Raw genomic sequence first — 24799 nt, 5'->3', positions numbered from 1 at the left:
ACACAGCAGCCCGCGGTCGCGTTCGGCTGGTTCGCGGTCTTCCCCCGGCCGCCCCGCCCTGACCGAATGAGAGGGCCACCCCTCGCCCGGCACCACGACGTCCCGGAGGTCACCGGCCATGCGGATCGCCTATCTGCACTCTGGAAGCGTCCCCTCCGTCTATGCCAACGGGGTCCACGTCATGCGGATGTGCGACGCGTTCGCCGACGCCGGGCACGACATCGAGCTGTACGCCGTCCCGGGCACCGCCCGCACCGACGACCTCCACGCGTACTACGGCACCCGCAACCGCTTCCCCGTGCACACCGTCCCCCTCCCCTCGGCGCCGGTCCTCGGGCCGCTCCTCCGCGCCCGCCGGGTACGCGGCGCCTTACGGCGCCGGGCCGCACCCGACGTCCTGTACGGGAGGGATCCCTACGCGCTGCTCGCGGCCGCCGGGACGGCCCCGGTGGTCTACGAGACCCACCTGCTGTGGCCGGACCGGGCCGTGCGGGGGATCGAGCGGCTGCTGTTACGCCACCGGGCCCTCACCCGGGTCGTCTTCGTCTCCCAGGCGCTCGCCGACGACTACCGCAGGGCGTTCCCGCAGCTCCGGGCACGTACGGACGTGGATCTGGTGACGGCCTCCGACTGCGCCGACCCCGTACCCCCCGGCGGGCCCGTGGCCACGCTGCCCGGCCGGCCGGAAGCCCTCGCCGTCGGCTACGTCGGGCACCTCTACCCCGGGCGGGGCACCGACGTCATCCTCGCGCTCGCGGAACGCCTGCCCGCCGTCGACTTCCACCTGGTCGGGGGCACCGACCAGGACCGCTCCCACTGGCAGAGCCGGAGCAGCCACCCCAATGTCTTCTTCCACGGCCACCACCCGCCGGCCGCGCTGCACCCCTACTACCGCGCCTTCGACATCGTCCTCGCGCCCTACCAGACGAAGGTGGGGTGCGCCGGCGGCTTCGGCGACATCAGCCGCTGGGTCTCACCGATGAAGCTGTTCGAGTACATGGCCCACGGCAGGGCGATCATCGCCTCGGACCTGCCGGTGCTCCGTGAGGTGCTGACCGACGGGGTCGACTGCCTGCTCCGCGCACCCGACGACGTGGCGGCCTGGGCGGACGCCGTCACGCACCTCGCGGCCGACGCGTCCGCCCGGCAGGCCCTCGGCGCCACGGCCCGGCACCGGCTGACCACCCGGTACACCTGGCGGGCGCGCGTCGACCTCGTCCTGCCCGGCCGCACGCCCGCCACCGTCGCCGGGCAGCCGTGATGCGGGCGCTCGTGACCGGCGCGGCCGGCTTCATCGGCTCCCACTTATGCGCCCACCTGCTCGCGGCGGGCGACACCGTCGTGGGCGTCGACTCCTTCACCGATGTCTACGACCCGGCGCTGAAGGAACGCAATCTGCGCACCCTGACCCCCCGCCCGGGGTTCACCTTCCACCGCGCCGACCTCCTCACGGCCGACCTCGGCCCGCTCCTCGACGGCGCCGACACCGTCTACCACCTCGCGGGCCAGCCGGGGGTGCGGCCCTCCTGGGGAGCGGAGTTCCCGGTCTACACCGCCCGGAACGTCCTGGCCACCCAGGCCCTCCTGGAGACCGTACGGACCCGCCCGGTCGGCAAGTTCGTCTACGCCTCCAGCTCCTCCGTCTACGGCGACGCCCCAACGCCCACCCCCGAGACCGCCTGCCCCCGGCCGGTGTCCCCCTACGGGATCACCAAGCTCGCCGGGGAGCACCTGTGCGAGCTCTACCGCACGGCCTACGGGCTGCCCACCGTCTCCCTGCGGCTCTTCACCGTCTACGGGCCCCGGCAGCGCCCCGACATGGCCTTCGCCCGCCTCCTCGACGCCGCCCGGGGCGGCGCCCCCTTCCCGCTGTACGGCGACGGTGAGCAGACCCGCGACTTCACCTACGTCCTCGACGTCGTCACCGCGATGCGGGACGCCGCCCGGTCCCGCTTCACGGGGGTGGCCAACCTCGGCGGGGGCTCGCCCGTGTCCATGAAACAGGCCGTCGCGGCCGTCGAATACCTCGTCGGCCCGGTCGAGGTCGTCTCCCGCCCCGCGGGGCCCGGCGACGCCCGGCACACGGGCGCCGACATCACGCTCGCCCGCCGGGCGTTCGGCTTCCACCCCCGCACGGCACTGCACGACGGCATCACGGCCATGGCGGGAGAGAGCCCGTGAACGAACGGCCCGACCGGACCGGCACCCCCGGCGGCCCGCAGCCACCGCGGCCCGCGCCCGTCCACACCGTGACACCGGCCGGGCACGGCATCCCCGTCTCGCTGCGGCACGTCCTTCGCGGCGCGCTGGTCGTGGTGGAGGGCGGTCTCCGGCGCGCCGGGGCCCTGGAGGAGATCCGGTGCGAGACGGGCCGCGCGGTGGCGCGGATCCTGCCCGGCCCCGCCGCCGCGCGCGTCGGGGACTCCCTGGAGAGGCTGCACCTCCACGCGGACACCGAGCAGATCACCGCGATCCGCACGGATCTGGAGACCCGGCTCCGCCCCCTCGCAGAGGCGGTCCTGCGCGATGTCGCGCGGGCCCTGGAACCGCAGGGCGCGCGCCTCTACCTCGGCGGTCACCTCGGGATCCGCGTCATGCCCCCGCAGCGGTCCCTGGCCGGGGGCGTGCCGAGCGGTCTCGAAGGGTTCCTGACACCGCGTGACGCGCACGTCGACTCGTGGTTCAACACCGCCGTCAATTCGGTCAACCTGTGGATGGCCGTCGGACCGGTCCGCAGGGGCAACGGTCTCGTCTTCTATCCCGACGCCTACCACCGCCGCCCACGGCACGACGGACGGCACACCCTCGTCCCGGGCCAGCACACCGGCCCGCCCATGGACATCGAACTGGCCGCGGGGGACATCCTGTTCTTCGCCGGGGACCACCTGCACGCCTCGCAGCCCAACACCACCGACGAGACGCGCTTCGTCATCACCAAACGCCTCTGTCTCGGCCCGCCGCGCTACCCCCGGCACGCCACCGGCTGGGTGCCCTACGAGGACCCGCGGCTGCTGGGCGGCCCGCTGGAGCCCCTGGCGGCACTGCGCTCCCGGCTCACCGCGGGTGGTGTCCGCGACCTGCTGCGGGCGTGGCCCCGCCGCGGGCTGCCGCGGCGATCAGGGCGCTCTGGTCCAGCAGCCGCCGGCCGTGCCCGGTGAGCTGTGCCCGGTGGGCCTCCAGCGCGGTCACCGCCGCGCCCAGGTCACCGAGCAGCCGGTCGTGCCGCTCACCCGCGGCCTGCCCGGCGGGCCCGCCCGCCCCCTGTCCTCCGGCGATCCGCCGGTACAGCTGCACACAGCGGGCGAGCACCACCGTCTGCTGGAACAGCCCGCTCAAGGGCCGCGGATCGGCCCGCAGCGGCGTTGCGAGCAGGCCCGCGCGCTCGTCGGCGGCGGGCGTGAGGAACGGCTCGCTCACGGCCGCGGCGTTGCAGCGGTTGTGCGTCCCCTCGTGGACCAGGGCCTCCGCGAGCCGTACCGGACCGGGCAGCCCGGCACGGGTCGGCGAGAGACGTCTGCGGTTGATCAGAACGGCACCGTGCACGGTGAAGTCGGTGTAACCGTCGATCGCCATGCCGTCCAGCAGCGCCACCTGGGCGACCACCGTCCGCAGTTCACCGAGCATCCGCGGCCACACGGTGCCCAGCAGTCCGAGCGCGTCCGCCAGGACGGCCCGGTCGGCCGCGGACCACGCCCCCGGTGAGGCGGTGACCGGCTGCCCGTCCGCCGCCGTGCGGTCCGGCAGCCGGGCCAGTGCGCGCGCCAGGCTGCGGGCGAGGTGCGGGTGATCCGCCGGGTCCACGGGGTCGAGCGGTTCCGCCGCCGGGCTCCGCGGCGACGGCCGGGCCGGCCCGCCGGTAGGGGCGGACCGCCGCTCGCGCTGTGCGCGGTGCACCGCCTCCACGGCCGCGGGGTGCGGGGGAATCGTCCATCCGGCAGCAGGCTCCGGCAGTCCGGCCGCCGTCGCGGCCTTCAGCAGGAGGCGCCGCAGGGCGTCCTGGTCGTCCCGGGCCGAGGAGCGGTCGGGCTCGACGTCCAATCCTGGTCCTCTCGCCGGGATGTCGTGGGCAGCGGCCGGCCGGGTGGCTGCCGGCAGGCCGCCGGAGTACGGCCGTGGTGTGCCGTGCTCAGTCCTCGAACGGTATGTCGATCATCAGCGCGAATTCGGGGAGTTCCTCGGCCGGTACTTCCTCGATCTCCACGATGTCCTGGGGCATGTTCACTCCCTGAGTAGTGAAGGGGGTCGCGGTCGCGGGTGCACCGGCGCACCGGCACATCCGCTTGTCATCGTGCAGCCCGGAGGCGGTGATCGCCATGGCGCGCGGGCGGCCGGACCGGTCAGGGGCCCGATTCTCGGCCAACCTTCCGCCGGCCGCTCCGCCGGGTGAGTTCACAGGGGCTTGTGTGCCATGAGGGAGAAGGACAGCGGCACGGAGGGGATGTCGTCGGGAAGGTGCCACCACCCGTCGTCCCGCTGTTCCAGGAAGGGGAACATGGGCCAGGCCACGAACGGCCGTTCATGGAGGTGGCCGATGGCGAGCCCGGCGGCCACCAGGGACGTGACGATGGCCCCCATGCCGTGCCCCCAGCAGTACTCCCAGCCGTCCGCGTCGGTGCCGGGGGCCGCGTGCGGCCTCCGGTAACGCCAGCGCAGCGGCTCGCCGGGGCTGAAGTACCCGTGCCGGGCGCACAGTTCGCGCGCGTCCGCCCGCTGGTCGAAGAGCCAGGCGGTGGGGTGCGCCTCGAAGAGGTGGAAGCGTCCTCCCGGGGCGGTGAACCGGGCGACGATCTCCGCCCACCTCCCCAGGTCGGGCAGCCACCCCAGGGTGCCGTGCGACATGTAGACGACGTCGAACGTCCCGTCCAGGTGCTCGGGGAGGTCGTAGACGTTCGCGCACACGAAGCGGGCCGAGGGCGCGATGGCCCGGGCCAGGGAACGCGCGGTCGCGGTGCCCTCGGCGGAGAAGTCCACCCCCGTCACCCGCGCGCCGAGCCGGGCCCAGGAGAGGGTCCGCACCCCCATGTGACTCTGCAGGTGCAGCAGCGTGCGGCCGGACACGTCCCCCACCTCGTCGCGCTCGACCCGGTGGACGCGCACGCCGCCGCGCCGGAAGCCGTCGAGGCCCGAGCGGGCGGAGGCGGCCTTCCGGGGGGTCCAGCTCTCCCACTGCCGCCGGTTCTCCGCCATGTAGACGGCGGGGTCCTCGGCCACGGCCCGCTCCCTGCCGGTCACGCCGGACGTTCGTACACGGAGATGTGGAAGGCGCTCGCGGAGGTGAAGGGGGCGCCCGTCCAGTCCGCCCAGCGCTCGCGCGGCCGCAGCCCCGCCAGCCGGGCCATCAGATCCAGCTCGGACGCGGCGGCGTAGCGGAAGGACACCGTCGTGCGGTGCATCTCCACACCTCCCGCCGCCCCGCTCGCCAGGACGATGTAGTGGGAGCGGTAGCGCTGCTCGGCCCGGTCCATGTCGCGGAAACGCAGGACCGTTTCACCGCCGCGGGTGGACAGCACCTGGCCGTCGGCCGGCGCGCCCTGCGCGCCCGAGGAGAGGGCTTCGGGGACATGGGCGTCGAGGACGAACAGACCGCCGGGCCGCAGCAGCCGGGCCGCGTGCGCGAAGCAGTCCACTTGGGCGTCCTGGGTGGGCAGTTCGGCGAAGGCGCCGTTGACGACGTACACGAGCGCGTAGGGGCCCCTCGCGTCCGCGGTCCGGAAGTCGCCGAGGGTGACGGGGATGTCCCGCCCGCCGGGCTTGGCGCGCAACTGCTCGACCATCGCGGGTGAGATGTCGACGCCGTGCACCTCCACCCCTCGCGCGGCCAGGGGCAGGGCGACCCGTCCGGTCCCGATGCCCAGTTCCAGGACGGGGCCCGGACCCGCGGACTTCGCGAGCCCGGCCAGGGCCCCGGCCGTGTCCTCGGTGACACGGTCGGAGGGGGCGAACCAGGAGTCGTAGCGGGTGGCGAAGGCGGTGTAGTCGGGCGGGCCGGAACCGGTCATCTTCGGGCCTCCTCAAGGGATGCGGGCGGGTCAGCCGAGGGGGTGCGGCAGTGCGTCCGGTGTTCCGCCGTCGCCCGACGGCAGCGGCCGCGTCCCGGGGGCGATCAGCCGGAGCACCGTGACGCCCTCGGCCCGGATCCGCGGGGTGTCCGTCTCCACCAGCAGGACGTCCTCACCGGTGTACGCGGCGAGCGCGGCCGGACCGTCGTCCGGCCCCGCCCCCGAGGGCACCGCCGGCGACCGCGGGCGGTCCAGCCAGTGGCCCAGGCTGTCCTGGCGGTGGAACGTCCACAGCGCGTGCTCCAGCGCCGAGCGGGGCGGAGTCCGGCCGCCCCACCGGTCCCAGGTACGGACCGCGGCGGGGCTGGTCATGCTCCACCGGACCATCAGCGCCTCGTAGGCCGCGCTCACCACGGCCGACGCGCGGTGGCGTGCGGGAGCGCACCGGGCGCCGAAGCTCTGTGCCGTGCAGTCGCCGGCGTGCACGCACACCACGGCGCAGACCGTCCCGCCGGGTGCGGGCAGCGACAGCACCGTGGCGCGCTCTCCCCGCCGCTGAAGTACCTCCCGCACGGGGGAAGGGAGATCGGCCGGAAGCGCGGGCGCCGCGTGCGGGGCGGGCGCACCGGGCTCGTACCAACTGCGGCGGATCAGGTCGCGTTCGAGGATCTCCCGGGCCGCGTGGCCGGCGGCCTCCCTCCGGTCGGGGTGGGCGCCCAGACCCGTGGAGCCCGCCCCGGCCCACGCCGCGCAGCCCGCGGGCGGCCGGTGCCGGAGGTACACCGCGCCCGCCGGGACCAGCAGCTCCTCGCCCGTGAGCAGGGACCGGGCCGTGACCCACAGGCCGCGCGCCGCACGGTCGCCGGTGGAGCCGGAGAGCGCGGCCGGGTCGAGGGCGGGCACACCGCGCCGTCGCCAGTCCTCGTAGGAGCCCAGCCACCGCGCGGCGCTCTCGGCCCGCCGTCCGGCCAGGATGTTGCCCATCCGCTCCAGCAGCTCGCCCCGGGCCCGCCGGGCCACGTCGGTACGGTCGTCCCCCGCCGCGCCGCCCACGATGACGTCGGTTCCGCTCGCGCCCGCGCCGCCCGCCGGGCCGAACTCCGCCGACCGCGCGGCGGTCCGCGCGAAGACGACGCCCGGACTCTCCGCGAACGGCGTGAACACCTGCGGCTCCCAGCGGCGCACAGGGGCGTGCCCGAGCGTGGACATCGCGCCTCCCGGCACCGTCCGTGCGAGTTCCCTCGTCGCCACGATTGGACCAAAGGCCCCGGCCGCGCACAACGGTGCGTCCGCGGCTCCCGCGGCGTGAACGGGCGGCTGGTGACGCCCCGTTGAAGGAACCGCGGGAGTGGGGCACGGTGAGAGCAGCCGGTCCGGCCCAGGGCGTGCCGGAGCCGCGCGTCCCGTCCATCCGCCGAGGAGGCCGACCGTGACAGCCGACGGCACCGACCGGCCCCGTCCCGCGCCGCCCGCCCCCTCGCACCGCACGAAGCCGAAGGTCTTCGGCATCGGCCTCTCGCGCACCGGCACCACCTCACTCACCAGCGCCCTGCACACCCTGGGCTTCGACGTCGTCCACTACCCGGCCGACCCCGCCACCTACGCGACCCTGCTGGCCGGCACCGCCCGCTTCCCGCTGCTCGACCGGTACGACGGGATCACCGACATCACCGTCGCGCACTGCTACCAGGACCTGGACCTGCTGTGGCCGGGGGCGAAGTTCGTCCTCACCGTCCGCGAGGAGGAGAGCTGGCTGCGCTCCTGCCGGAAGCACTGGGAACGGCCCGTCGAGAGCAAAGCGCACCGAGGGCAGGGCTACGTCGACCTCCAGCGCTTCCTGCGGGCTGCGGTGTACGGCTGCCACGCCTTCCACCCCGAACGGTTCCGCCGGGTCGTCCGGCGGCACGCCGCCGAGGCGGCCCGCCACTTCGCCGGCCGGGACGACGACCTGCTGGTGCTCGACATCGCCGCCGGCCAGGGGTACGAACGGCTCGCCCCCTTTCTCGGCGTGCCGGTACCGGACGAACCCTTCCCGCACCGCAACCGGACGGCTGCCGACGGGAATCCGCACTAGGAAAGGACCACCGTGCCCCTTCCCCCCTTCGCCACCGACCCCGAGGCGAAGATCGACGCGGAAGGCGACGTCTACGTCGTCTCCTTCCCCAAGTGCGGCCGCACCTGGCTGCGGGTCCTCATGGCCAAGGCCATCTCGGAGGCGCGCGGGATCCCCATGGAGGTCTGCCGGGACCTGACGCTGACCGACTACAGCGCGGTCGACTCCGCCGTCCCGCGCATCGTCTACTGGCACGACGACTTCGTCGCCTGGCGCACCCCGGCCGAGCTGTCGTGGAACAAGGACTTCTACCACGACCGGAAAGTCGTCCTCCTGGTCCGCGACATCCGGGACACGGCTGTCTCCCGCTACTTCCAGCGGACCCACCGCAAGAAGCCCCCGTACGACCGGGGGATCGGGGACTTCCTGAGCGAGGAGGAAGGCAGCGTCAAGACCTGCCTGACCTTCTGGAACATCTGGCACGCCCGGCAGGACGTCCCCGCCTCGTTCCTGCTCACCTCCTACGAGAGGCTGACGGCGGACACCGCCGGGGAACTCGGGCGCGTCCTGGAGTTCTGCGGCCTGCCCCCGGCCGGTGAGGAGACCCTGCGCACCGCGGCCGCCTTCGCGGACTTCAAGGCCATGCGCGCCATGGAACTCTCCGACGCGCTGGGCACCGACAGGCTGCGCCCCACCATCCCCGGGGACCCCGACTCGTACAAGACCCGCCGCGGTGTCATCGGCGGATTCCGCGACTACCTCACACCCGAGCAGATCGACTACGTGGACGACGTCACGCGCCGGATTCTCGCACCGCAGTGGCAGCCCGCGGCCTTCGCGGCGGACGCAGCTCCGCACCGCCTCGACCCGACGCCGTGACCGGCCTGCCCAGCAGCCGTACCTCCGGCAGCAGCAGCAGCGGCAGCACCGCCAGCAGGGTGATCAGTACCGCGCCCAGGCCCAGCGTCTCCCGCAGCCCGAGCACCCGGGTGGCGGGGGACGCCGCCAGGTAGCCGAGCGGCACTGTCACCGCCTGGCCGAAAGCCGAGTACGCCGTGACCCGGCCCAGCCGGTCCGGGGGGATCACGTCCTGCAACAGCCCCGTCCACACCGTCGTCGACAGCGACGCCGCGGCTCCGGCCGCCGCCGCGGCCAGGACGAGACCGGCCGTTGCGGTGTGCAGTGCCATCGCCGCCGGCGGGACCGCCATGACCGCGGTGCCGGCGCAGGCCACCACCCCCACGCCGCGCGGCCGCCACCACAGCGCCACGGCGGAACCGCCGACCATGCCCGCGGCGAAGCCGGACATCACCAGGCCCCAGGCGCCGGCGCCGCCCAGGGCACGCTGCCCGTACACCGGCCCCAGGAGCTGGTAGCCGGCCATCCACACCGGGAGGACCAGAGCCGACTGCCACGTCATGACCACCAGCCAGCGCCGCGACCGGAAGTCGGCCCATCCGTCGCGCAACTGACACCGGAACGCCGTCCGGGGCGCGGGCGCGGCACCACGGACGGCCAGCGGCGCGAGCAGGACCGCCGCGCCGGCGAACGACAGGGCGTCGCAGGCGATGACCGACGGCGGCCCGGCGGTCACCACCAGCGCCGCGCCGACCGCCGGCCCGCCCACCCGCGTCACGGTCTGCCCCAGCCTCAGCAGCGCGTTCGCCGCGGGCCGCGTCCGTGCCGGAACGATGTCCGCCAGGAGGCCCGAGGACGCCGGCATGAAGAACGCCGAGGCCGCCCCGCACACCGCCGCCAGCAGCGCCAGCTGCCACAGGCGGGCGAGGTGTGACCACAGCAGCAGTGCGGCACCCGCCTGGGCGGCCGCGGAGACGGTGTTCGCGGCCACCATGATCCGGACGCGCGGCCACCGGTCCGCCGCCACGCCGCCGAAGAACAACAGCAGCGCCTGCGGAAGCGTGCCGCACGCCAGCACCAGCCCCAGACCGCCGCCTTCCCCCTCACCGGGCAGCCCCAGCACGGCGAACGCCAGGCCGATCGGCGCGATCGCCCCGCCCGACCAGCTCAGCAGACGAGCCCCGAAGTGCACACGGAAACGCGGCACGGCCAACGGCGCCCACGCCTGGCGAGCCTTCCCCCGCACAAGCCCGGCCCCTTCCCACGGTCTCGACCGGCCCGTCCCCGGCCCTCCTTAGCGATCAACGAACCAGGGGGCACGGCGACATGGCTTGTGGGGTCGTGGAGGGCTTCGGGTCAGGGGCCGGGACGGCGGCTACGCCGCTTCCACCACATCCGCGCCGCGCGCGGCGCGCATGCGCATCGCGTGCTCGTCCGTCCGCTCGTCGTACGACATCAGCTTCGGCAGCGTCAGGGCCAGCAGCCCCACCGAGGCGACGCACGCCAGACCGCCCGCCCACACCGAGGTGCGGACGTTCGTCAGGGTGGCCATGCCGCCCGCGCGGACCTGGCCGAGCTGCGGGCCGACCGAGTACGAGAGCAGTTCGATGCCGGCGAGGCGGCCGCGCAGCTCGTCCGGGATCGTCTGGTCCCAGATCGCCGAGCGGAAGAGTCCGCTCACCATGTCGCAGCCGCCGGCCACGGCCAGGAACACCAGCACCAGCCAGATGTTGTGCATCCCGCCCGCCAGCGCCATCGCCAGCCCCCAGCCGGCCGCCGCCAGCACCACCATCCGGCCGTGCCGGTGGATGCGCGACACCCAGCCGCTGGTCAGGCTCACCACGAGCGAACCGACCGCACCGGCCGCGTACATCAGGCCCAGCGCCCAGGGGGCGTCCAGGTCGTCGGCCAGGAACGGGTAGATCGCGGTGGGCATGGCGAAGAACATCGCCGCCATGTCGACCGCGTACGTACCGAGCAGCTCCTTGCGGCGCCACGCGTAGCGCGCGCCCTCCATGACGCCGCGCAGCGACGGCTTGTCGGCGTCGTGGGAGGCGGGCGAGGCGGCGAGGCCGACGGTGAGGGCGAGCGAGACCGCGTAGGACACGATGTCCAGGACGTACGCCCAGGGCAGCCCGGCGAAGGCGATGATCACGCCGGCCAGGGACGGGCCCGCGATGGCGCCGATCTGCCAGCGCATCGAGTTCAGGGCGATGGCGGCGGGCAGCTGCTCGTGCGCGACGATGCGCGGCACGATCGCCTGCAGCGCCGGGCGCTGGAGCCCGGTCAGCGCGCTGACCAGCGCGGCCACCACGTACAGGGGCCAGACGAGGGGGTGCGGCAGCAGGGTGTTGAGCAGCAGGATGCCGGACAGGACACCGAGTCCGGCCTCGGTCCACAGGATCAGCTTCCGCCGGTCCATGGCGTCGGCGAGCGCGCCGCCGTGGAGACCGAAGACGATCAGCGGCACGAGTTCGACCGCGCCGACGGCGCCGACCGCGAGCGCCGAACCGGTCAGCTCCTTGAGCTGCAGCGGTACCGCGATGAAGGTCAGGGAGCTGCCGAGGACCGTCACCAGCCCCGCCAGCCACAACCGGCGGAAGTCGGGGGAGGCGTGCCAGGGGGTCAGATCGGGCAGCAGGGCGCGCAAGCCACCGGAGGAGGGCTCAGCGGGCCCAGCGGGCTTTGCGGGCCCAGAGGGCTTTGCGGGCCCAGAGGGATCGGCGGGAGCGGCGGACGCCGGAGGTTCGGAGGGGGGATCGTGCTCGGTCACGGGGGACCATGGTCCACGCCAGGACGTTGAGGAGCAAACGAGTATTCGACTCGTCACTACCAGCGGGTCGGCGGCGGTGCGGAGAGCTGCTCCGCGAGCCGGGCGAGCCGGTCGAGGAAGCGGTGGCGACCACGCGGCGCGGGCGGCGCGTTCTCCCCGGCGGCGGCGCTGACCAGGTGCTGGACGGTGTCGAGATCGAGCTCCGCCGCGGCCGGCACGGGCAGCGCGTCGTGCGCGAGCGCGCGCAGGTCGCGGCCCTCGTCGCCGCCCGCGCCGTCCAGGGCGAGCACGGTCGCCCCGCCGCGCCGCGCGTCGTGCACCCGCTCCAGCAGACCCTCGCCGGGCTCCTCGGCCGTCACCACCAGCAGCGTCTCGCCGCGCCGCGCGGCCTCCAGCCGGCCGAGCCCGACCGCGAGATGCGCGGGGACGCCGTCCGGTACCCGGTGCCGGACGAGCGTGGGGGACAGCTCCGGCAGCCCGGACCAGGCGGCCTCGTCGTCCAGGTGCGCGGCCAGGTGCCACGGCTCGTACCGCGGGCTGCCGACGAGGAGCAGCCCGCCGCCGTGCCGGGTGACCGAGGTCCGTAACGTCCCCGCGAAGTGACGTGTGGTGCGCAACCACTCGGTCCCGGCGAGCGCTTCGCGCAGCAGCGCGACCCGTACGGCGTCCATGCGCCCGCATCCTGCCGCAACCGTCGCGCGGGCAACGCGCGTTACGCGGGTCCTCACCCGTAAGGGCGGCACGGCCCGGACGCGGCGTCCGGCCGTGCACACGCCCGTGACGTGCGTGACGGCGGGGGTGCCGGGCGGCCGGCGGAGCCCGGCGCGGGCCCCGCGCTGAGCCGGATTCCCCCCACCGCGGCGGTGGCCTTCCGGCGGATTCCGCGCCGCCCCGCCGACCCTCGCCGGAGGCGGAACGGCAGCGTGACAGTATCGCTGTCATGACTACTCCTGATGACGTGAAGAAGGCCCCCGCCAAGGACCCTTGGGACCTGCCCGACGTTTCCGGCCTCGTCGTCGGCGTGCTCGGCGGCACCGGTGACCAGGGCCGCGGCCTCGCCTACCGGCTGGCCAAGGCCGGCCAGAAGGTGATCATCGGTTCCCGCGCCGCCGACCGGGCGCAGACCGCCGCCGAGGAGCTCGGCCTGGGCATCGAGGGCGCCGACAACGCCGAGTGCGCGCGCCGCAGCGACGTCGTGATCGTCGCCGTGCCGTGGGACGGCCACGCCAAGACCCTCCAGTCGCTGCGCGCGGACCTCGTCGGGAAGCTCGTCATCGACTGCGTCAACCCGCTCGGCTTCGACAAGCAGGGCGCCTACGCCCTCAAGCCCGAGGAGGGCAGCGCCGCCCAGCAGGCCGCCGCCCTGCTGCCCGAGTCGCGCGTCACCGCCGCCTTCCACCACCTGTCCGCCGTGCTGCTCTCCGACCCGGAGATCGCGGAGATCGACACCGATGTGATGGTGCTCGGCGAGAAGCGGGCCGACACGGACATCGTCCAGGCCCTGGCCGGCCGCATCCCCGGCATGCGCGGCGTCTTCGCCGGGCGGCTGCGCAACGCCCACCAGGTGGAGTCCCTGGTCGCCAACCTGATCTCCGTGAACCGCCGCTACAAGGCGCACGCGGGCCTGCGGGTCACCGACGTCTAGGGCGTGACCGGCGTGCCGGGGCCCGTGAGCCCGCCGGCTGATCCACGAAGATCCGCCGGACGGGCCCCGGGCCGCCCGGGGGCGCGGGGGACACCTGGGAGATAATGGGCGGGATCCACGCACACGCGTCCGCCGGACCAGGAGCCGCCCCCATGCCCCGCCTCGCCCTCTACGCCCTCGCCGTCTGCGCCCTCGCGCTCGCGGCGGCCGTCGTCTCCTTCGCGCGGGGCAGCTGGCTCGGCGTCATCTGGATCCTGCTGCTCGGCGTCTCGTCGAACATCGCCTGGTACTACGTGCGCAAGGAGAAGAACGACCGGGCCGCCGAGCAGGCCGGCAGCGCGGGGTGAGTGGTCTCACAGACCGACGTCGACCGAGGTGAGCGGCGGGATGTCCGGCGTTCCCTGCCAGAAGCGGAACAGCTCCTGGCCCCAGTAGGTGTCCCACTCGGTCACTCCCAGGCCGCGCAGAATCGCGTCGATCATGTCGAAGAAGGCGTGGTTGACCCCGGGGATCCAGAGGAAGCCGAAGACCGCGATCAGGCCGAACGGCGCGAAGGGCTCCACATGCCGCCGCAGCTTGTGCGACAGCCACGGCTCGATCACCCCGTAGCCGTCCAGGCCGGGCACCGGCAGGAAGTTCAAGATCGCCGCCGTCAGCTGGAGCAGGGCCAGGAAGCCCAGCGCGTAGCGGAAGTTGTCCGGCACCCCGTCCAGGGCGTCCAGCCAGAACGGCGCGCTGACCACGGCCGCGAACAGCACGTTCGTCAGCGGGCCCGCCGCCGAGACCAGGCTGTGCTTCCAGCGCCCCCGGATGCGGTGCCGCTCGATGAACACGGCCCCGCCGGGCAGGCCGATCCCGCCCATGATCACGAAGATCACCGGCAGCACGATGCTGAGCAGCGCGTGCGTGTACTTCAAGGGGTTCAGGGTCAGATAGCCCTTGGCGCCGATCGAGATGTCCCCGCCGTGCAGGGCCGTGCGCGCGTGCGCGTACTCGTGGAGACAGAGCGAGACGATCCAGCCCGAGACGACGAACAGGAAGACGGCGAAGCCGGGGCTCGCCGAGAAGTCCGTCCACACCGCCCATATCGAGACCGCCATGATGGCGACGAGGGCGAGGAAGACGGGGCTCACACGCGCCTCGCCGCGGGTCGCTGTGGATGCCATACCTGATGCTCCTGTGATTCGGGGTGGTACCGCCGGGGCGGTGGAGGACGCGGCCCGGGGCGTACGAACGTACCGGGCGACGTTACTTGCTCGCCCCGGCGTGGCGTACCGCCTTGTACGCGCCGGGTGAGAATGGGTCCGTGCGCTATGGCATTCTCGGCACCACCCAGGCCCATTCCGCCGACGGCCGGACCACCGCCCTCGGCGGCTCCCGGCTGCGCGCCCTCCTCGCCGCGCTGGCCCTGCACCCCGGCCGGCCCCGGCCCGCCGAAGCGCTGATCGACGAGGTCTGGGGGGCCGCGCCGCCCGCCGACGCCCAGGGCGCGCTGCAGGCGCTCGTCGGACGGCTGCGGCGGGCGATCGGTCACGAGGCGGTGGACCTCGTGGCCGGCGGCTACCGGCTGCGGGCCGAGCCCGACGACGTCGATCTGCACCGCTTCCGCCGGCTCGCCGACGAGGGGGCCCGCGCCCTCGACGACGGCGACCCGGCCAAGGCCGCGGTCCTGCTCGACGACGCCCTCGCGCTGTGGCGCGGCCCGGCCCTCGCCGACCTCCCGGACTCCGGGGCCCTGGCCGTCCGCCACGAGGCCCGCCGCCTCGACGCCCGCCGTCACCGCGCCGCCGCGGCGGTCGCCCTCGGCGACGCGGCGGCGGTCCTGCCCGAGCTCGCCGACCTCTGCGCCGCCCACCCCCTGGACGAACCCCTCCAGGCCCTCCGTCTGCGTGCCCTGCGCGCCGCGGGCCGCCCGGCCGAGGCCCTCGCCGCGTACGAGCGGATCCGCACCTCGATAGCCGACCGGCTCGGCACCGACCCCGGCCCGGAGCTGCGGGCCCTGCACACCGAACTGCTGACGCCCGAGCCGCTGCCCGAGGCGGCTGCCGAGGGGGAGCCGACGCGGGGCGGGGCGCGGCGCGTCGCCGGGCCCGGTGCGGGAGCGGACCCGGGACCGGGCGCCCGCGAAGCGGCGACGCCCGGCGGGGCCGGCGGGGCCGGCGGCGCCGAGGCCGCCGAGCCCTCCGGCGCCGGGACGCCCGTACCGGCACCGCCCGTGCTCCCGCCGCCCGGCAATCTGCGCGCCCGGCACACCTCCTTCGTCGGCCGGGAGGAGGAGCTCGCCCTGATCCGGGGAGACCTGGCGCGGTACCGGCTCGTCACCCTGCTCGGGCCCGGCGGGGCCGGGAAGACGCGGCTGTCGCAGGAGGCCGCCGAGGCCGCCGCGCGGGCGGACGGGGCCTGGCCCGACGGGGTGTGGTTCGCGGAGCTCGCGCCCGTCGACGACGGCGGCACCGTGCCCGAGGCCGTGCTGACCGCGCTGGGGGCCCGGGAGACCGTCGTGCGGGGCACCGCCGCCGAGGGGCTGCGGGCCGCGACCGACGCGACCGCGCTCGACCCGGCGGCCCGGCTCGCCGAGCACTGCGCGCACCGCCGCATGCTGCTCGTCCTCGACAACTGCGAGCACGTCATCGACGCCGCCGCCCGGCTCGCCGAGTCGCTCCTCGCCCACTGCCCCGGCGTCACCGTCCTCGCCACGAGCCGCGAACCGCTCGCCGTGCCCGGCGAGTTGGTCCGGCCCGTCGAGCCCCTGCCCGACCCCGTCGCCCTGCGGCTCCTCGCCGACCGGGGCGCCGCGGCCCGCCCCGGCTTCCTGCTCGACGACGACCCCGCGGCGTGCGCCGAGATCTGCCGCCGCCTCGACGGCCTGCCGCTCGCCATCGAACTCGCCGCCGCCCGGCTGCGGCTGCTCACCCCCCGCGGCCTCGCCGACCGCCTCGACGACCGCTTCCGGCTGCTGACCTCCGGCAGCCGCACGGTCCTGCCGCGCCAGCAGACGCTGCGCGCCGTCGTCGACTGGTCGTGGGACCTCCTCACCGGCCCCGAGCGCGCCGTGCTGCGCCGGCTGTCGGTCTTCGCCGGCGGCTGCGACCTGTCCGCCGCCGAGGAGGTCTGCGCGGCCGACGGCCCCGACGCCGTCCACGGCCGGGACGTCGCCGCCCTGCTCGGCTCCCTCGTCGACAAGTCGCTGGTGGTCGCCGCGCCCGCCGCCGACGGCCAGATGCGCTACCGGCTGCTGGAGACCGTGGGGGAGTACGCCGCCGAGCGGCTGGACGAGGCGGGGGAGCGGGCCGCGGCGGAGCGACGGCACCTGGTCGCCTACCGCGAACTGGCCCGTACCGCCGACCCGTTGCTGCGCGGCCCCGAGCAGCGGGTCTGGCTGGAGCGGCTGGAGCGGGAGCACGACAATCTGCGGACCGCGCTGCGGCACGCCGTCGCGGCGCGGGACGAGCACGAGGCGCTGTGCCTGGTGCTGTCCCTGGGCTGGTTCTGGCAGCTGCGGGACCACCGGACCGACGCCCGGACCTGGGCCGAGGCGGCGGCCGCGCTCGGCCCCGACCCGTTCGCGGCGCCCGTCGCCCCGGCCCCGCCGCTGCTCGTCCCGTGCACGGCGGCGCCGCCGCCGATGCCGCCGGACCTGCTGGAGGAGGCCCGGCGCGGGGTGCGGCTGGTGGCCATCTCCAACATGGAGAGCGACATGCGGGTGTTCGAGGACCCCCGCATGCAGACCAGGCTGCGCGGCATCGTCGAGGCCTACGGGGGCGGGCAGCCGCAGAACTGCCGCGTCCCGGGCATGGCGTGGATCTACGCGGCCCTGCTGACCGGTCACGCCGACAACCTCTACGCGATGATCGACGACGGGGTGGAGCGCTGCCGCCGGCTCGGCTACGACTGGGAACTGGCCAACGCCCTCCAGCTGCGCGCCAAGCTCTTCAACGACAGCGCGAACCGTTCCGCGCAGGGCAGCCGGGACGCCGACGAGAGCCTGGAGATCTTCCGTCGTATCGGTGACTCCTGGGGCGTGGCCGAGGCGTTGTCCGGGCGCGGCGAGGCACGCGAACGGCGCGGTGAGTACGAGCTGGCGGCGGAGGACTACCGGGAGGCCATCGACAGCGTCCGGGAGCTGGGCTCGACCGCCATGGTGCCGATGCTGCGCGGCCGTCTCCTCGAGGTGCGCACGGAGGCGGGGCTCGTCGACGCGGAGGAGGTCAGGCGCACGCTCCACGAGATCATCGGCGAGGCGCAGCGGGTCAGCCCCGACGCCGCTCTCTTCGCCCGGCTCCAGCTCGGCGTGCGGCTCGCCCAGTACGGTGACACCGCGGCGGCGCGCGAGGTCCTCGAAGCGCTGGAAGCGGAGTTCGAGGGCCGGGCCATCGAGATCCTCGCGAGCACGATCTGCGGGCTGGTCGCCTGGGTCGACACCCTTCAGGGCCGCCCGTCCGAGGCGCTGCCGAGGCTGCGCAGGGCGCTGGTGCACGGCGCCGAGCCCCTGTCCCAGCTGATCGCACCGCACCTGGTGATGGTGCAGTTGCTGTACGCCGCCCACGCCCATGTCGCGTTCGGCGGCGAGGATCACGCGCTGACGGCGGCCCGGCTGCTCGGCGCCAGTGTCGCGCTGCGCACCCCGGGCGTCCATGTCGCGTCCATCGAGCGGGAGGTGCGGGCGGCGACGGAGGCCGCGGCGCGCGCCGCCCTGGGCGACATCGCGTACGAGCGCGGGTACGCCGAAGGCGGCGGCCTCACGCTGGAGGAGGCCACCGCCCTCGTGTGACGCGCCCCCGGGACGCCCCCGGCACCGCCGGGCCCGGCCGTGCCGCTCAGTTGGTCTTGTTGCGGAACTTGGAGATCGCGATCGGCGCGGTCACCAGGGTGATGGCCGCGGCCCAGGCCAGCGTCATCCACACCGAGTCGGCCACCGGGCCGCCGTTGATGAGATTGCGGGAGGCGTCGGCGAGGTTGGACAGCGGGTTGTAGTCGGTGAACGTCTCCAGCCAGCCCGGCATCTTCTGCGTCGGTGCGAAGATCGAGCTGCCGAACTGCAGGGGCATCAGGACGATCATGGCAACCCCCTGGACGGCCTGCGCGGTCTTCAGGGTCAGACCCAGCAGAATGAAGATCCACATCAGTGAGGCGCCGAAGACCATGGCGAGCGCCACCGCCGCGAGCAGGTGCAGCACCGAGGTGCTGATGGTCAGGCCCAGGATGAAGCCCATGACCAGCAGGATCGTGGTCGCGATGAGCATCCGCCCGACCTCGACGACGATCTTCGCGATGAGGACCGACGACCGGGCTATCGGCATCGTCCGGAAGCGGTCCATCACCCCCTTCTTGAAGTCGTCGTTGACCCCCGTGCCGACGGCCATGGCGATGTTCATGCCCATCATCGCCATCAGGCCCGGCACGAGATAACTGACGTACTGCTGCTCGTTGCCCTTGCCGGCGATGTTGCCGCCGAAGACGTAGGTGAACAGCAGGATGAAGATGATCGGCATCAGCACGGCGTCGAACATCGACTCCGGGTCCTGCTTGATCTGGAGCAGATTGCGGCGGGCGAGGGCCCCGATGTGCCGCACATTGGCCCGCAGGCCGATCCGGCCCTCGCCGGCCGGCGCCTTCACGGGCGCCTGAATCGTCGCCGCGCTCATGCCGCGACCTCCTGGAGTTCGTCGGTACGGTCCTGCGGCGCGGTGCTGTCGGAGGTCTTCTGGCCGGTGACGGCCAGGAACACCTCGTCGAGGCTGGGCAGATGGGTGCTGATGCCGGCGATGGCGAAGCCCCGCTCGCCCAGCAGCCCGATCACGGCGGTCAGCTGCTCGTCGCTGACGATCGGGACGTTGACCACGCCCTCCGCCGCGTCGGCGGTCGCGCCGGCGATGCCGTCCAGCCCGGCCTGGGCCACCGCGCCCACCATCCGGGGCAGTTCGGCCGGGTCCGCCGGGCGGATCTGCAGGGTGCGCCCGCCGACCTTCGCCTTGAGCTCGTCGACCCCGCCGCCGGCGATGACCCGGCCGCGGTCGATGACGGTCAGCTCGTCGGCGAGCTGCTCCGCCTCCTCCATGTACTGCGTGGTGAGCAGCACGGTGACACCCTCGGAGACCATCCGCCGGACCTCTTCCCACACCTCATTGCGCGTGCGGGGGTCGAGGCCGGTGGTGGGCTCGTCCAGATAGAGCACCGACGGCAGGCCGATCATCGAGGCGGCCAGGTCGAGCCGGCGGCGCATACCGCCCGAATACTGCATGGCGGGCCGCTTGGCGGCCTCCGTGAGCGAGAAGCGCTCCAGCATCTCCGCCGCGCGGCGCCGGGCGTCCTTGCGGGAGAGGTCGAGCAGCCGCCCGATCATGTAGAGGTTCTCGGTGCCGGACAGCTTCTCGTCGACCGAGGCGTACTGCCCGGTCAGGCCGATGACCCGGCGCAGCTGCCGGGGCTGGGACACCACGTCGTAGCCCGCGACGCGGGCGCTGCCCGCGTCGGGCCGGATCAGGGTGGACAGGACTCGCACGAGCGTGGTCTTGCCCGCGCCGTTGGGGCCGAGGACTCCGAGGACGGTGCCCTCGCGCACGTCCAGGTCGACCCCGTCGAGGGCTTTGGTCTCGCCGTAGTGCTTGACCAGCCCCCGGACCTCTACGGCGTTCCGGCCGCTTCCAGGGATGTCGTTTCGCGTCATGGAAACCACAGTGCCAGGGGGCACTGACAGCGCGCCGATATTTAATCGACAGCCCGCCGACACCTCGCCGCTCGCGGTGTCCTCAAGCGCCGGACGGGCTGCTGTGCTGTGTCCTCAAGCGCCGGACGGGCTTTCAAGCCCGTCCGGCGCTTGAGGACCCGGGTCCGGGGCGGAGCCCCGGTCTAGTGGAAGGCGTGCTCCTCCGCCGGGTACAGCCCGCCGACCACGTCGGCCGCGAAGGACTTCGCCGCGCCGCCGAGCACCTCGCGCAGATTCGCGTACTGCTTGACGAAGCGCGGCACCCGGCCCGCCGTCATGCCCGCCATGTCCGTCCACACCAGCACCTGGGCGTCGCACTCCTGGCCGGCGCCGATGCCGACCGTCGGGATGTGCAGCGTCCGGGTGACCTCGGCGGCCAGCTCGGCCGGGACCAGCTCCAGGACGACCGCGAAGGCGCCCGCGTCCTGGACGGCCTTGGCGTCGCGCAGCAGCTGCTGCGCGGCCTCCTCGCCACGGCCCTGCACGGGGTAGCCGCCGTAGGCGTTGACGGACTGGGGGGTGAGGCCGATGTGGGCCATGACGGGGATGCCGGAGCGGACCAGCAGGTCGATCTGGTCGGCGGAGCGCTCGCCGCCCTCCAGCTTGACCGCGCCGACGCCCGCCTCCTTCACCAGCCGGGTGGCGTTGCGCAGCGCCTGGACCGAGCCCTCCTGGTACGAACCGAAGGGCAGGTCGCCGACGATCAGGGCGCGCTTGGTGCCCCGTACGACGGCGGCCGAGAGAAGAGCGATCTCGTCCATCGTGACGGGCACGGTGGAGTCGTAGCCGAGGTGACAGTTGCCCATGGAGTCACCCACGAGCAGGACGGGGATGCCGGACTCGTCGAAGACCGAGGCGGTCATCGCGTCGTAGGCGGTGAGCATCGGCCACTTCTCGCCGCGCACCTTGGCTGCGGCGATGTCGCGGACGGTGACGCGCCGGGAACTCGTACCGCCGTACAGCGCCTTCGGGTTGGCGGGGCTGCTGTCGGGCCGGTTCTCGGCTTTCGAGGCATGCGTCATGGCAATGGCTCCTGTGAAGTGTCTCGAGGCGCCCTCACGGCGTCCCCGGATCACCTCCCATGCTGACACGCCGCACGCGGGCGGGGAAGGGAACCCCCTGCGCTGGTTGCCGGGCCCGGCGGCGGGCACCCGTTCGCAAAGACTTTCCAATACGAGACGGTCTCGTATCGAAAAGGTTTATGGTGGTGTGCATGGCAGCTTCTGGCGACCCCGCCCCCTCCGGACCTCCCGGCCCCTCCGGTACCCCCGGCGCGGCACCGCCCCGCCGGGTCCCCGAGGCGGTCCACCGCAGACGCTGGGCGATCCTCACCGTCCTGCTGTTCAGCCTGCTGATCGTGGTGCTGGACAACTCGATCCTCAACGTGGCGATGAAGACGATCGCCGCACCCGCCCCCACCGGACTCGGCGCGACGCAGAGCCAGTTGGAGTGGGCGATCAACTCCTACACCCTCGTCTTCGCCGGGATACTCTTCACCGCGGGCCTGCTGGGCGACCGGCTCGGCCGCAAGAAGGTGCTGCTCTTCGGCATGGTCGTGTTCGGCATCGGCTCGGTGCTCTCCGCGCTGGCCGGCTCGCCCGGCGAGCTGATCACCTTCCGCGCGGTGATGGGCTTCGGCGGTGCCTTCGTGATGCCCGCGACCCTCGCCATCATCATGAACGTCTTCGAGCGGGACGAGCAGCCCAAGGCCATCGGCATCTGGGCGGGCGCGGTCGGCCTCGCCATCGCCATCGGCCCGGTCACCGGCGGCATCCTGCTCGAACACTTCTGGTGGGGCTCCGTCTTCCTCGTCAACGTGCCCATCGTGATCGTCGGTCTGATCGCGATGGTGCTGCTCGTCCCCGACTCCAAGGACCCGAAGCCCGGCCGGCTCGACCCGGTCGGCGTGCTGCTGTCCGTCGTCGGCCTGGTCCTGCTGGTCTACGGCATCATCAAGGGCGGTCAGCTCGCCGACTTCTCCGACCCCGAGGTCTTCGGCACGGCCGGCGGCGGTCTGCTCGTCCTCGTCCTCTTCGTCCTGCACGAGCGGCGCAGCGCGCACCCCGCCATCGACGTGCGCTACTTCCGCAACCCGGCCTTCTCGGCGGCCGTCACCTCCATCGCGCTGGTCTTCTTCGCGCTGATGGGCACGACCTTCTTCATCGTCTTCTACACCCAGAGCGTGCGCGGCTACAGCCCGCTGGAGAGCGGCCTGCTGCTCCTGCCCATCGCCGTCGCCCAGATGTTCTTCGCCCCGCGGGCCCGGCTGGTCGTGGAGCGGTTCGGCGCCCGCGTGGTGTGCACCGTCGGCATGCTGCTGGTCGCCGCGACCACGGCGGGCTTCCTGCTGCTCGACCAGGACACCCCGATCTGGGTCCTGGAGGTGCTGTTCTTCTTCCAGGGCACCGCGATGGCGCACATCATGCCGCCCGCCACCGTCTCGATCATGCAGTCGCTGCCGCGTGAGAAGGCCGGCTCGGGCTCCGCCGTGAACAACACCTTCCGGCAGGTCGGCGGCGCGCTCGGGGTCGCCGTGCTCGGCTCGCTGCTCTCCACCACCTACCGCGACGGCATCTCCGGCACGCTCGACGACGTCCCCGGCCTGTCGGACTCCGCCCGGCACGCGGCGGGCGAGTCCATCGAGGGCACCCTCGGCCTCGCCGAGAAGCTGGGACCGTCCGGCAAGGCGCTGGTCGGCCCCGCCCAGGACGCCTTCATCCACGCCATGCACATCACCGTCACCGGCGCCTCTGCCGTCGCCCTGCTCGGTGCGGCCGTCGTCGCGCTGTTCCTGCCGGGCAAGGCGGCGGCCGCGGCGGCCGGCCGGTCCCGGCCGGAAGCCGAGAAGGAGCAGGCGGGAGCGGACGCGTGAACGGGCACGTCGAAGGAAAGCCGGGGGAGGGCGTGAGCGCGGTCGCCGAGCGGCGGGGACGCCCCCGCAATGCCGCCGTCGACACCGCCGTCATCGAAACGGTGCTGCGGCTGCTGGAGGAAGGCGTGACCATCGGCGATCTGTCGATGGAGCGGATAGCCCGCGAGGCGGGCGTCGGCAAGGCCACCGTCTACCGCCGCTGGGCCGGCAAGGAGGCGCTGATGCTCGACGTCATGCGCTCCCTCGACAACGTCCGGCAGCCCCCGGCCGCCGGGGAGTCGGTCCGGGACGACCTCGTCACCATGCTGGAGTTCATGCGCCGCCGCGGCCTCGCCAAGCGCTCCTCGGCGCTGCTGCGCACGGTCGTCGCGCAGATGCAGGCGCAGCCGAAGCTGTGGAAGGAGTACCACGACACCGTCGTCACGGCCCGCCGCGAGGCACTGCTCGCCGTGCTGCGCCGCGGCACGCTCACCGGGGAGATCCGCGCCGACCGGGACCTCGATCTGCTCGCCGACCTGTTCGTCGGCCCGATGCTCACCCGGGCGATGCTCCACGAGTGGAAGGAGATGCCCGAGGGGCTGGCGGAGCAGATCGTCGACACCGTCCTGGAGGGCGCGCGGCCGCGGGGTGAGCGAGCGGGGGAGCGCCCGGCTCGGAGCTGACCCTGCTCGCGGTCGGGCCCGACCGCGGGGCGCGGCGAATATGCCCGTTGTGTCACAGCAGGCCCGCACAGCCGCTCGACAGGAACCCGGGCGGGCCAAGCCCTCGTCCTCCAGACCGGCTCCCCTGCCAGGGGCGCCGCGGAGAAACCCGGCCCACGGTGATCACTTATCGTCAGGTGGCGGGGACGCAGCAGCTGAAGAGTTAAGGACGACGGATGTCGCAGGCGTACATGGAGGAGACGGGCCACGACGGGCCGGGCCCGGAGCGCACCGGATCCAGGTTCGAGCACTTCGTGAGCCAGTGGCGGGACCGGGATGTCTGGCGGCGCGGACTCGTCGTCGCCGCCTTCGCCGCCCTGCTCGGGCTGCTGATGCTCTTCCACTCCGGGCTCCCCAACCGCGTCGGCAACCTCGGCAGCCTCACCGAGACCTTCCTCCCCTGGCTGGGCCTCGGCATTCCGGTGCTGCTCGTCCTCGCCGTGCTGCGCCGGTCGGCGACCGCCCTGGTCGCGCTGCTGCTGCCCATCGTCGTCTGGGCGAACCTCTTCGGCGGGCTGCTCAGCGACAAGTCGGGCAAGGGCGGCAACCTCACGGTCGTCAGCCACAACGTCAACGCCGAGAACCTCGACGCGGTCGGCACCGCCCGCGCCGTCGCCGCCTCGGGCGCCGACATCGTCGCGCTGGAGGAGCTCAGCGACGCCTCCCGGTACGAGCGGGCCCTGGCGGGCACCTACAAGTACCACTCCGTGCAGGGCACCGTCGGGGTGTGGAGCAAGTACCCGCTCGCCGATGCCCGGCCGGTCGACATCCACATGGGCTGGACGCGCGCCCTGCGGGCCACCGTCAACACTCCCCAGGGCCCCGTGGCCGTCTACGTCGCGCACCTGCCTTCCGTGCGGGTCAAGTTCAACGCGGGCTTCACCGCCGGCCAGCGCGACAACAGCGCCGAGGCGCTCGGCCAGGCCATCGCGCGGGAGCCGGTGCGCAAGGTCGTCCTGCTCGGCGACCTCAACGGCACGATGAACGACCGCTCGCTCGCGCCCATCACCTCGCAGCTGCGCTCGGCACAGGGCGCGGCGGGCGACGGCTTCGGCTTCAGCTGGCCCGCGAGCTTCCCCATGGCCCGCATCGACCAGATCATGGTGCGCGGCATGGACCCCGTCTCGGCCTGGACCCTCCCCGAGACGAACAGCGACCACCTGCCGGTGGCCGCCCGGGTAAAGATCTGACC

Annotated in this window: 22 protein-coding genes; 11 read left to right on the top strand and 11 right to left on the bottom strand. The window is 73.8% G+C overall.

What is annotated here, in order from left to right:
• Positions 1-118: 118 nt before the first annotated feature.
• From JO379_RS10085 to JO379_RS33885, 3 genes are read left to right on the top strand one after another with little or no spacing between them, the layout of a single operon-like run.
• Positions 119-1261, top strand: coding sequence for a glycosyltransferase family 4 protein (locus JO379_RS10085; RefSeq protein WP_130877478.1), 1143 nt, complete (start codon positions 119-121; stop codon positions 1259-1261).
• On the top strand, positions 1261-2181 hold the full coding sequence (locus tag JO379_RS10080) for an NAD-dependent epimerase/dehydratase family protein (protein WP_130877477.1): 921 nt from the start codon (positions 1261-1263) through the stop codon (positions 2179-2181). The genes JO379_RS10085 and JO379_RS10080 overlap by 1 nt, the downstream gene beginning before the upstream one ends.
• Positions 2178-3158 carry a phytanoyl-CoA dioxygenase family protein gene (locus JO379_RS33885; RefSeq protein WP_130877476.1) on the top strand — a complete coding sequence of 327 codons (981 nt, stop codon included), beginning with the start codon at positions 2178-2180 and terminating at the stop codon, positions 3156-3158. The genes JO379_RS10080 and JO379_RS33885 overlap by 4 nt, the downstream gene beginning before the upstream one ends.
• Here the strand turns inward: JO379_RS33885 and JO379_RS10070 are convergent.
• The 4 genes from JO379_RS10070 to JO379_RS10055 all read right to left on the bottom strand — a co-directional run bounded on the left by JO379_RS10070 (position 3055) and on the right by JO379_RS10055 (position 7208).
• Positions 3055-4038, bottom strand: coding sequence for an aKG-HExxH-type peptide beta-hydroxylase (locus tag JO379_RS10070; RefSeq protein ID WP_165451522.1), 984 nt, complete (start codon positions 4036-4038; stop codon positions 3055-3057). The genes JO379_RS33885 and JO379_RS10070 overlap by 104 nt on opposite strands.
• 351 nt (positions 4039-4389) lie before the next feature.
• Positions 4390-5232, bottom strand: a complete 843-nt coding sequence (locus tag JO379_RS10065) for a class I SAM-dependent methyltransferase (protein WP_130877474.1) — start codon at positions 5230-5232, stop codon at positions 4390-4392.
• A complete protein-coding gene (locus JO379_RS10060) occupies positions 5229-5999 on the bottom strand; it encodes a class I SAM-dependent DNA methyltransferase (protein ID WP_209514649.1) in 771 nt (256 codons plus the stop codon). Before JO379_RS10060 ends, JO379_RS10065 begins: the two co-directional genes overlap by 4 nt.
• 30 nt (positions 6000-6029) lie before the next feature.
• The gene (locus tag JO379_RS10055) at positions 6030-7208 is read right to left on the bottom strand and encodes a YcaO-like family protein (protein WP_209514647.1); all 1179 of its coding nucleotides are present in this window, start codon (positions 7206-7208) and stop codon (positions 6030-6032) included.
• 220 nt (positions 7209-7428) lie between these two features.
• Between JO379_RS10055 and JO379_RS10050 the strand changes: the two genes are divergently transcribed.
• A complete protein-coding gene (locus tag JO379_RS10050) occupies positions 7429-8073 on the top strand; it encodes a sulfotransferase family protein (RefSeq protein WP_209514646.1) in 645 nt (214 codons plus the stop codon).
• Positions 8074-8085: 12 nt separating this feature from the next.
• A complete protein-coding gene (locus tag JO379_RS10045; RefSeq protein ID WP_130877470.1) occupies positions 8086-8931 on the top strand; it encodes a sulfotransferase domain-containing protein in 846 nt (281 codons plus the stop codon).
• On the opposite strand, the gene JO379_RS10040 is transcribed toward JO379_RS10045, so the two are convergent.
• From JO379_RS10040 to JO379_RS10030, 3 genes are all read right to left on the bottom strand, one after another.
• On the bottom strand, positions 8846-10156 hold the full coding sequence (locus JO379_RS10040) for an MFS transporter (protein ID WP_209514644.1): 1311 nt from the start codon (positions 10154-10156) through the stop codon (positions 8846-8848). The two genes, JO379_RS10045 and JO379_RS10040, sit on opposite strands and share 86 nt — an antisense overlap.
• 129 nt (positions 10157-10285) lie before the next feature.
• Positions 10286-11560: an MFS transporter gene (locus JO379_RS10035; RefSeq protein WP_245381430.1), complete on the bottom strand. Its 1275-nt coding sequence runs from the start codon at positions 11558-11560 to the stop codon at positions 10286-10288.
• A 179-nt stretch (positions 11561-11739) separates the two neighbouring features.
• Positions 11740-12354, bottom strand: a complete 615-nt coding sequence (locus JO379_RS10030) for a hypothetical protein (RefSeq protein ID WP_130877467.1) — start codon at positions 12352-12354, stop codon at positions 11740-11742.
• 269 nt (positions 12355-12623) lie between these two features.
• Here JO379_RS10030 and npdG point away from each other — a divergent pair, with 269 nt between their 5' ends.
• Positions 12624-13328, top strand: coding sequence for an NADPH-dependent F420 reductase (gene npdG, locus JO379_RS10025; RefSeq protein WP_130877466.1), 705 nt, complete (start codon positions 12624-12626; stop codon positions 13326-13328).
• 152 nt (positions 13329-13480) lie between these two features.
• A complete protein-coding gene (locus JO379_RS10020) occupies positions 13481-13675 on the top strand; it encodes a hypothetical protein (RefSeq protein ID WP_130877465.1) in 195 nt (64 codons plus the stop codon).
• Between the two features lie 6 nt (positions 13676-13681).
• Here JO379_RS10020 and JO379_RS10015 read toward each other — a convergent pair whose 3' ends face one another.
• Positions 13682-14494 carry a site-2 protease family protein gene (locus tag JO379_RS10015; protein WP_209514639.1) on the bottom strand — a complete coding sequence of 271 codons (813 nt, stop codon included), beginning with the start codon at positions 14492-14494 and terminating at the stop codon, positions 13682-13684.
• A 140-nt stretch (positions 14495-14634) separates the two neighbouring features.
• Here JO379_RS10015 and JO379_RS10010 point away from each other — a divergent pair, with 140 nt between their 5' ends.
• The gene (locus tag JO379_RS10010) at positions 14635-18099 is read left to right on the top strand and encodes an AfsR/SARP family transcriptional regulator (protein WP_209514637.1); all 3465 of its coding nucleotides are present in this window, start codon (positions 14635-14637) and stop codon (positions 18097-18099) included.
• 46 nt (positions 18100-18145) lie between these two features.
• Here the strand turns inward: JO379_RS10010 and JO379_RS10005 are convergent, their stop codons facing one another.
• The 3 genes from JO379_RS10005 to panB form a co-directional block, all read right to left on the bottom strand.
• The gene (locus JO379_RS10005) at positions 18146-18973 is read right to left on the bottom strand and encodes an ABC transporter permease (RefSeq protein ID WP_209514636.1); all 828 of its coding nucleotides are present in this window, start codon (positions 18971-18973) and stop codon (positions 18146-18148) included.
• Complete coding sequence (locus JO379_RS10000; RefSeq protein WP_130877461.1) at positions 18970-19995, bottom strand: ATP-binding cassette domain-containing protein; 1026 nt, start codon at positions 19993-19995, stop codon at positions 18970-18972. The genes JO379_RS10005 and JO379_RS10000 overlap by 4 nt, the downstream gene beginning before the upstream one ends.
• Positions 19996-20177: 182 nt before the next feature.
• Positions 20178-21056 (bottom strand): 3-methyl-2-oxobutanoate hydroxymethyltransferase, encoded by an 879-nt coding sequence (gene panB / locus JO379_RS09995; protein WP_130877460.1) that lies wholly within the window; start codon positions 21054-21056, stop codon positions 20178-20180.
• Positions 21057-21247: 191 nt separating this feature from the next.
• Between panB and JO379_RS09990 the strand changes: the two genes are divergently transcribed.
• From JO379_RS09990 to JO379_RS09980, 3 genes are all read left to right on the top strand, one after another.
• Positions 21248-22906: an MFS transporter gene (locus tag JO379_RS09990; RefSeq protein WP_130877459.1), complete on the top strand. Its 1659-nt coding sequence runs from the start codon at positions 21248-21250 to the stop codon at positions 22904-22906.
• Complete coding sequence (locus JO379_RS09985; protein WP_130877458.1) at positions 22903-23568, top strand: TetR/AcrR family transcriptional regulator; 666 nt, start codon at positions 22903-22905, stop codon at positions 23566-23568. The genes JO379_RS09990 and JO379_RS09985 overlap by 4 nt, the downstream gene beginning before the upstream one ends.
• 215 nt (positions 23569-23783) lie before the next feature.
• Positions 23784-24797, top strand: coding sequence for an endonuclease/exonuclease/phosphatase family protein (locus tag JO379_RS09980; protein WP_130877457.1), 1014 nt, complete (start codon positions 23784-23786; stop codon positions 24795-24797).
• The last annotated feature ends 2 nt before the right edge of the window (positions 24798-24799 follow it).

Origin of the sequence: Streptomyces syringium (assembly GCF_017876625.1) — a bacterium.
Taxonomy (GTDB): Bacteria; Actinomycetota; Actinomycetes; order Streptomycetales; family Streptomycetaceae; genus Streptomyces; species Streptomyces syringius.
The sequence above is the reverse complement of the archived record's forward strand: the minus strand, read 5'-3'. Positions and strand labels throughout refer to the sequence as shown.

Coding starts and splice junctions, on each gene's coding strand:
- JO379_RS10085 (WP_130877478.1), top strand. CDS start 119: ATGCGGATCGCCTATCTGCACTCTGGAAGCGTCCCCTCCGTCTATGCC.
- JO379_RS10080 (WP_130877477.1), top strand. CDS start 1,261: ATGCGGGCGCTCGTGACCGGCGCGGCCGGCTTCATCGGCTCCCACTTA.
- JO379_RS10060 (WP_209514649.1), bottom strand. CDS start 5,999: ATGACCGGTTCCGGCCCGCCCGACTACACCGCCTTCGCCACCCGCTAC.
- JO379_RS10055 (WP_209514647.1), bottom strand. CDS start 7,208: ATGTCCACGCTCGGGCACGCCCCTGTGCGCCGCTGGGAGCCGCAGGTG.
- JO379_RS10030 (WP_130877467.1), bottom strand. CDS start 12,354: ATGGACGCCGTACGGGTCGCGCTGCTGCGCGAAGCGCTCGCCGGGACC.
- npdG (WP_130877466.1), top strand. CDS start 12,624: ATGACTACTCCTGATGACGTGAAGAAGGCCCCCGCCAAGGACCCTTGG.
- JO379_RS10020 (WP_130877465.1), top strand. CDS start 13,481: ATGCCCCGCCTCGCCCTCTACGCCCTCGCCGTCTGCGCCCTCGCGCTC.
- JO379_RS10015 (WP_209514639.1), bottom strand. CDS start 14,494: ATGGCATCCACAGCGACCCGCGGCGAGGCGCGTGTGAGCCCCGTCTTC.
- JO379_RS10005 (WP_209514636.1), bottom strand. CDS start 18,973: ATGAGCGCGGCGACGATTCAGGCGCCCGTGAAGGCGCCGGCCGGCGAG.
- JO379_RS10000 (WP_130877461.1), bottom strand. CDS start 19,995: ATGACGCGAAACGACATCCCTGGAAGCGGCCGGAACGCCGTAGAGGTC.
- panB (WP_130877460.1), bottom strand. CDS start 21,056: ATGACGCATGCCTCGAAAGCCGAGAACCGGCCCGACAGCAGCCCCGCC.
- JO379_RS09990 (WP_130877459.1), top strand. CDS start 21,248: ATGGCAGCTTCTGGCGACCCCGCCCCCTCCGGACCTCCCGGCCCCTCC.
- JO379_RS09980 (WP_130877457.1), top strand. CDS start 23,784: ATGTCGCAGGCGTACATGGAGGAGACGGGCCACGACGGGCCGGGCCCG.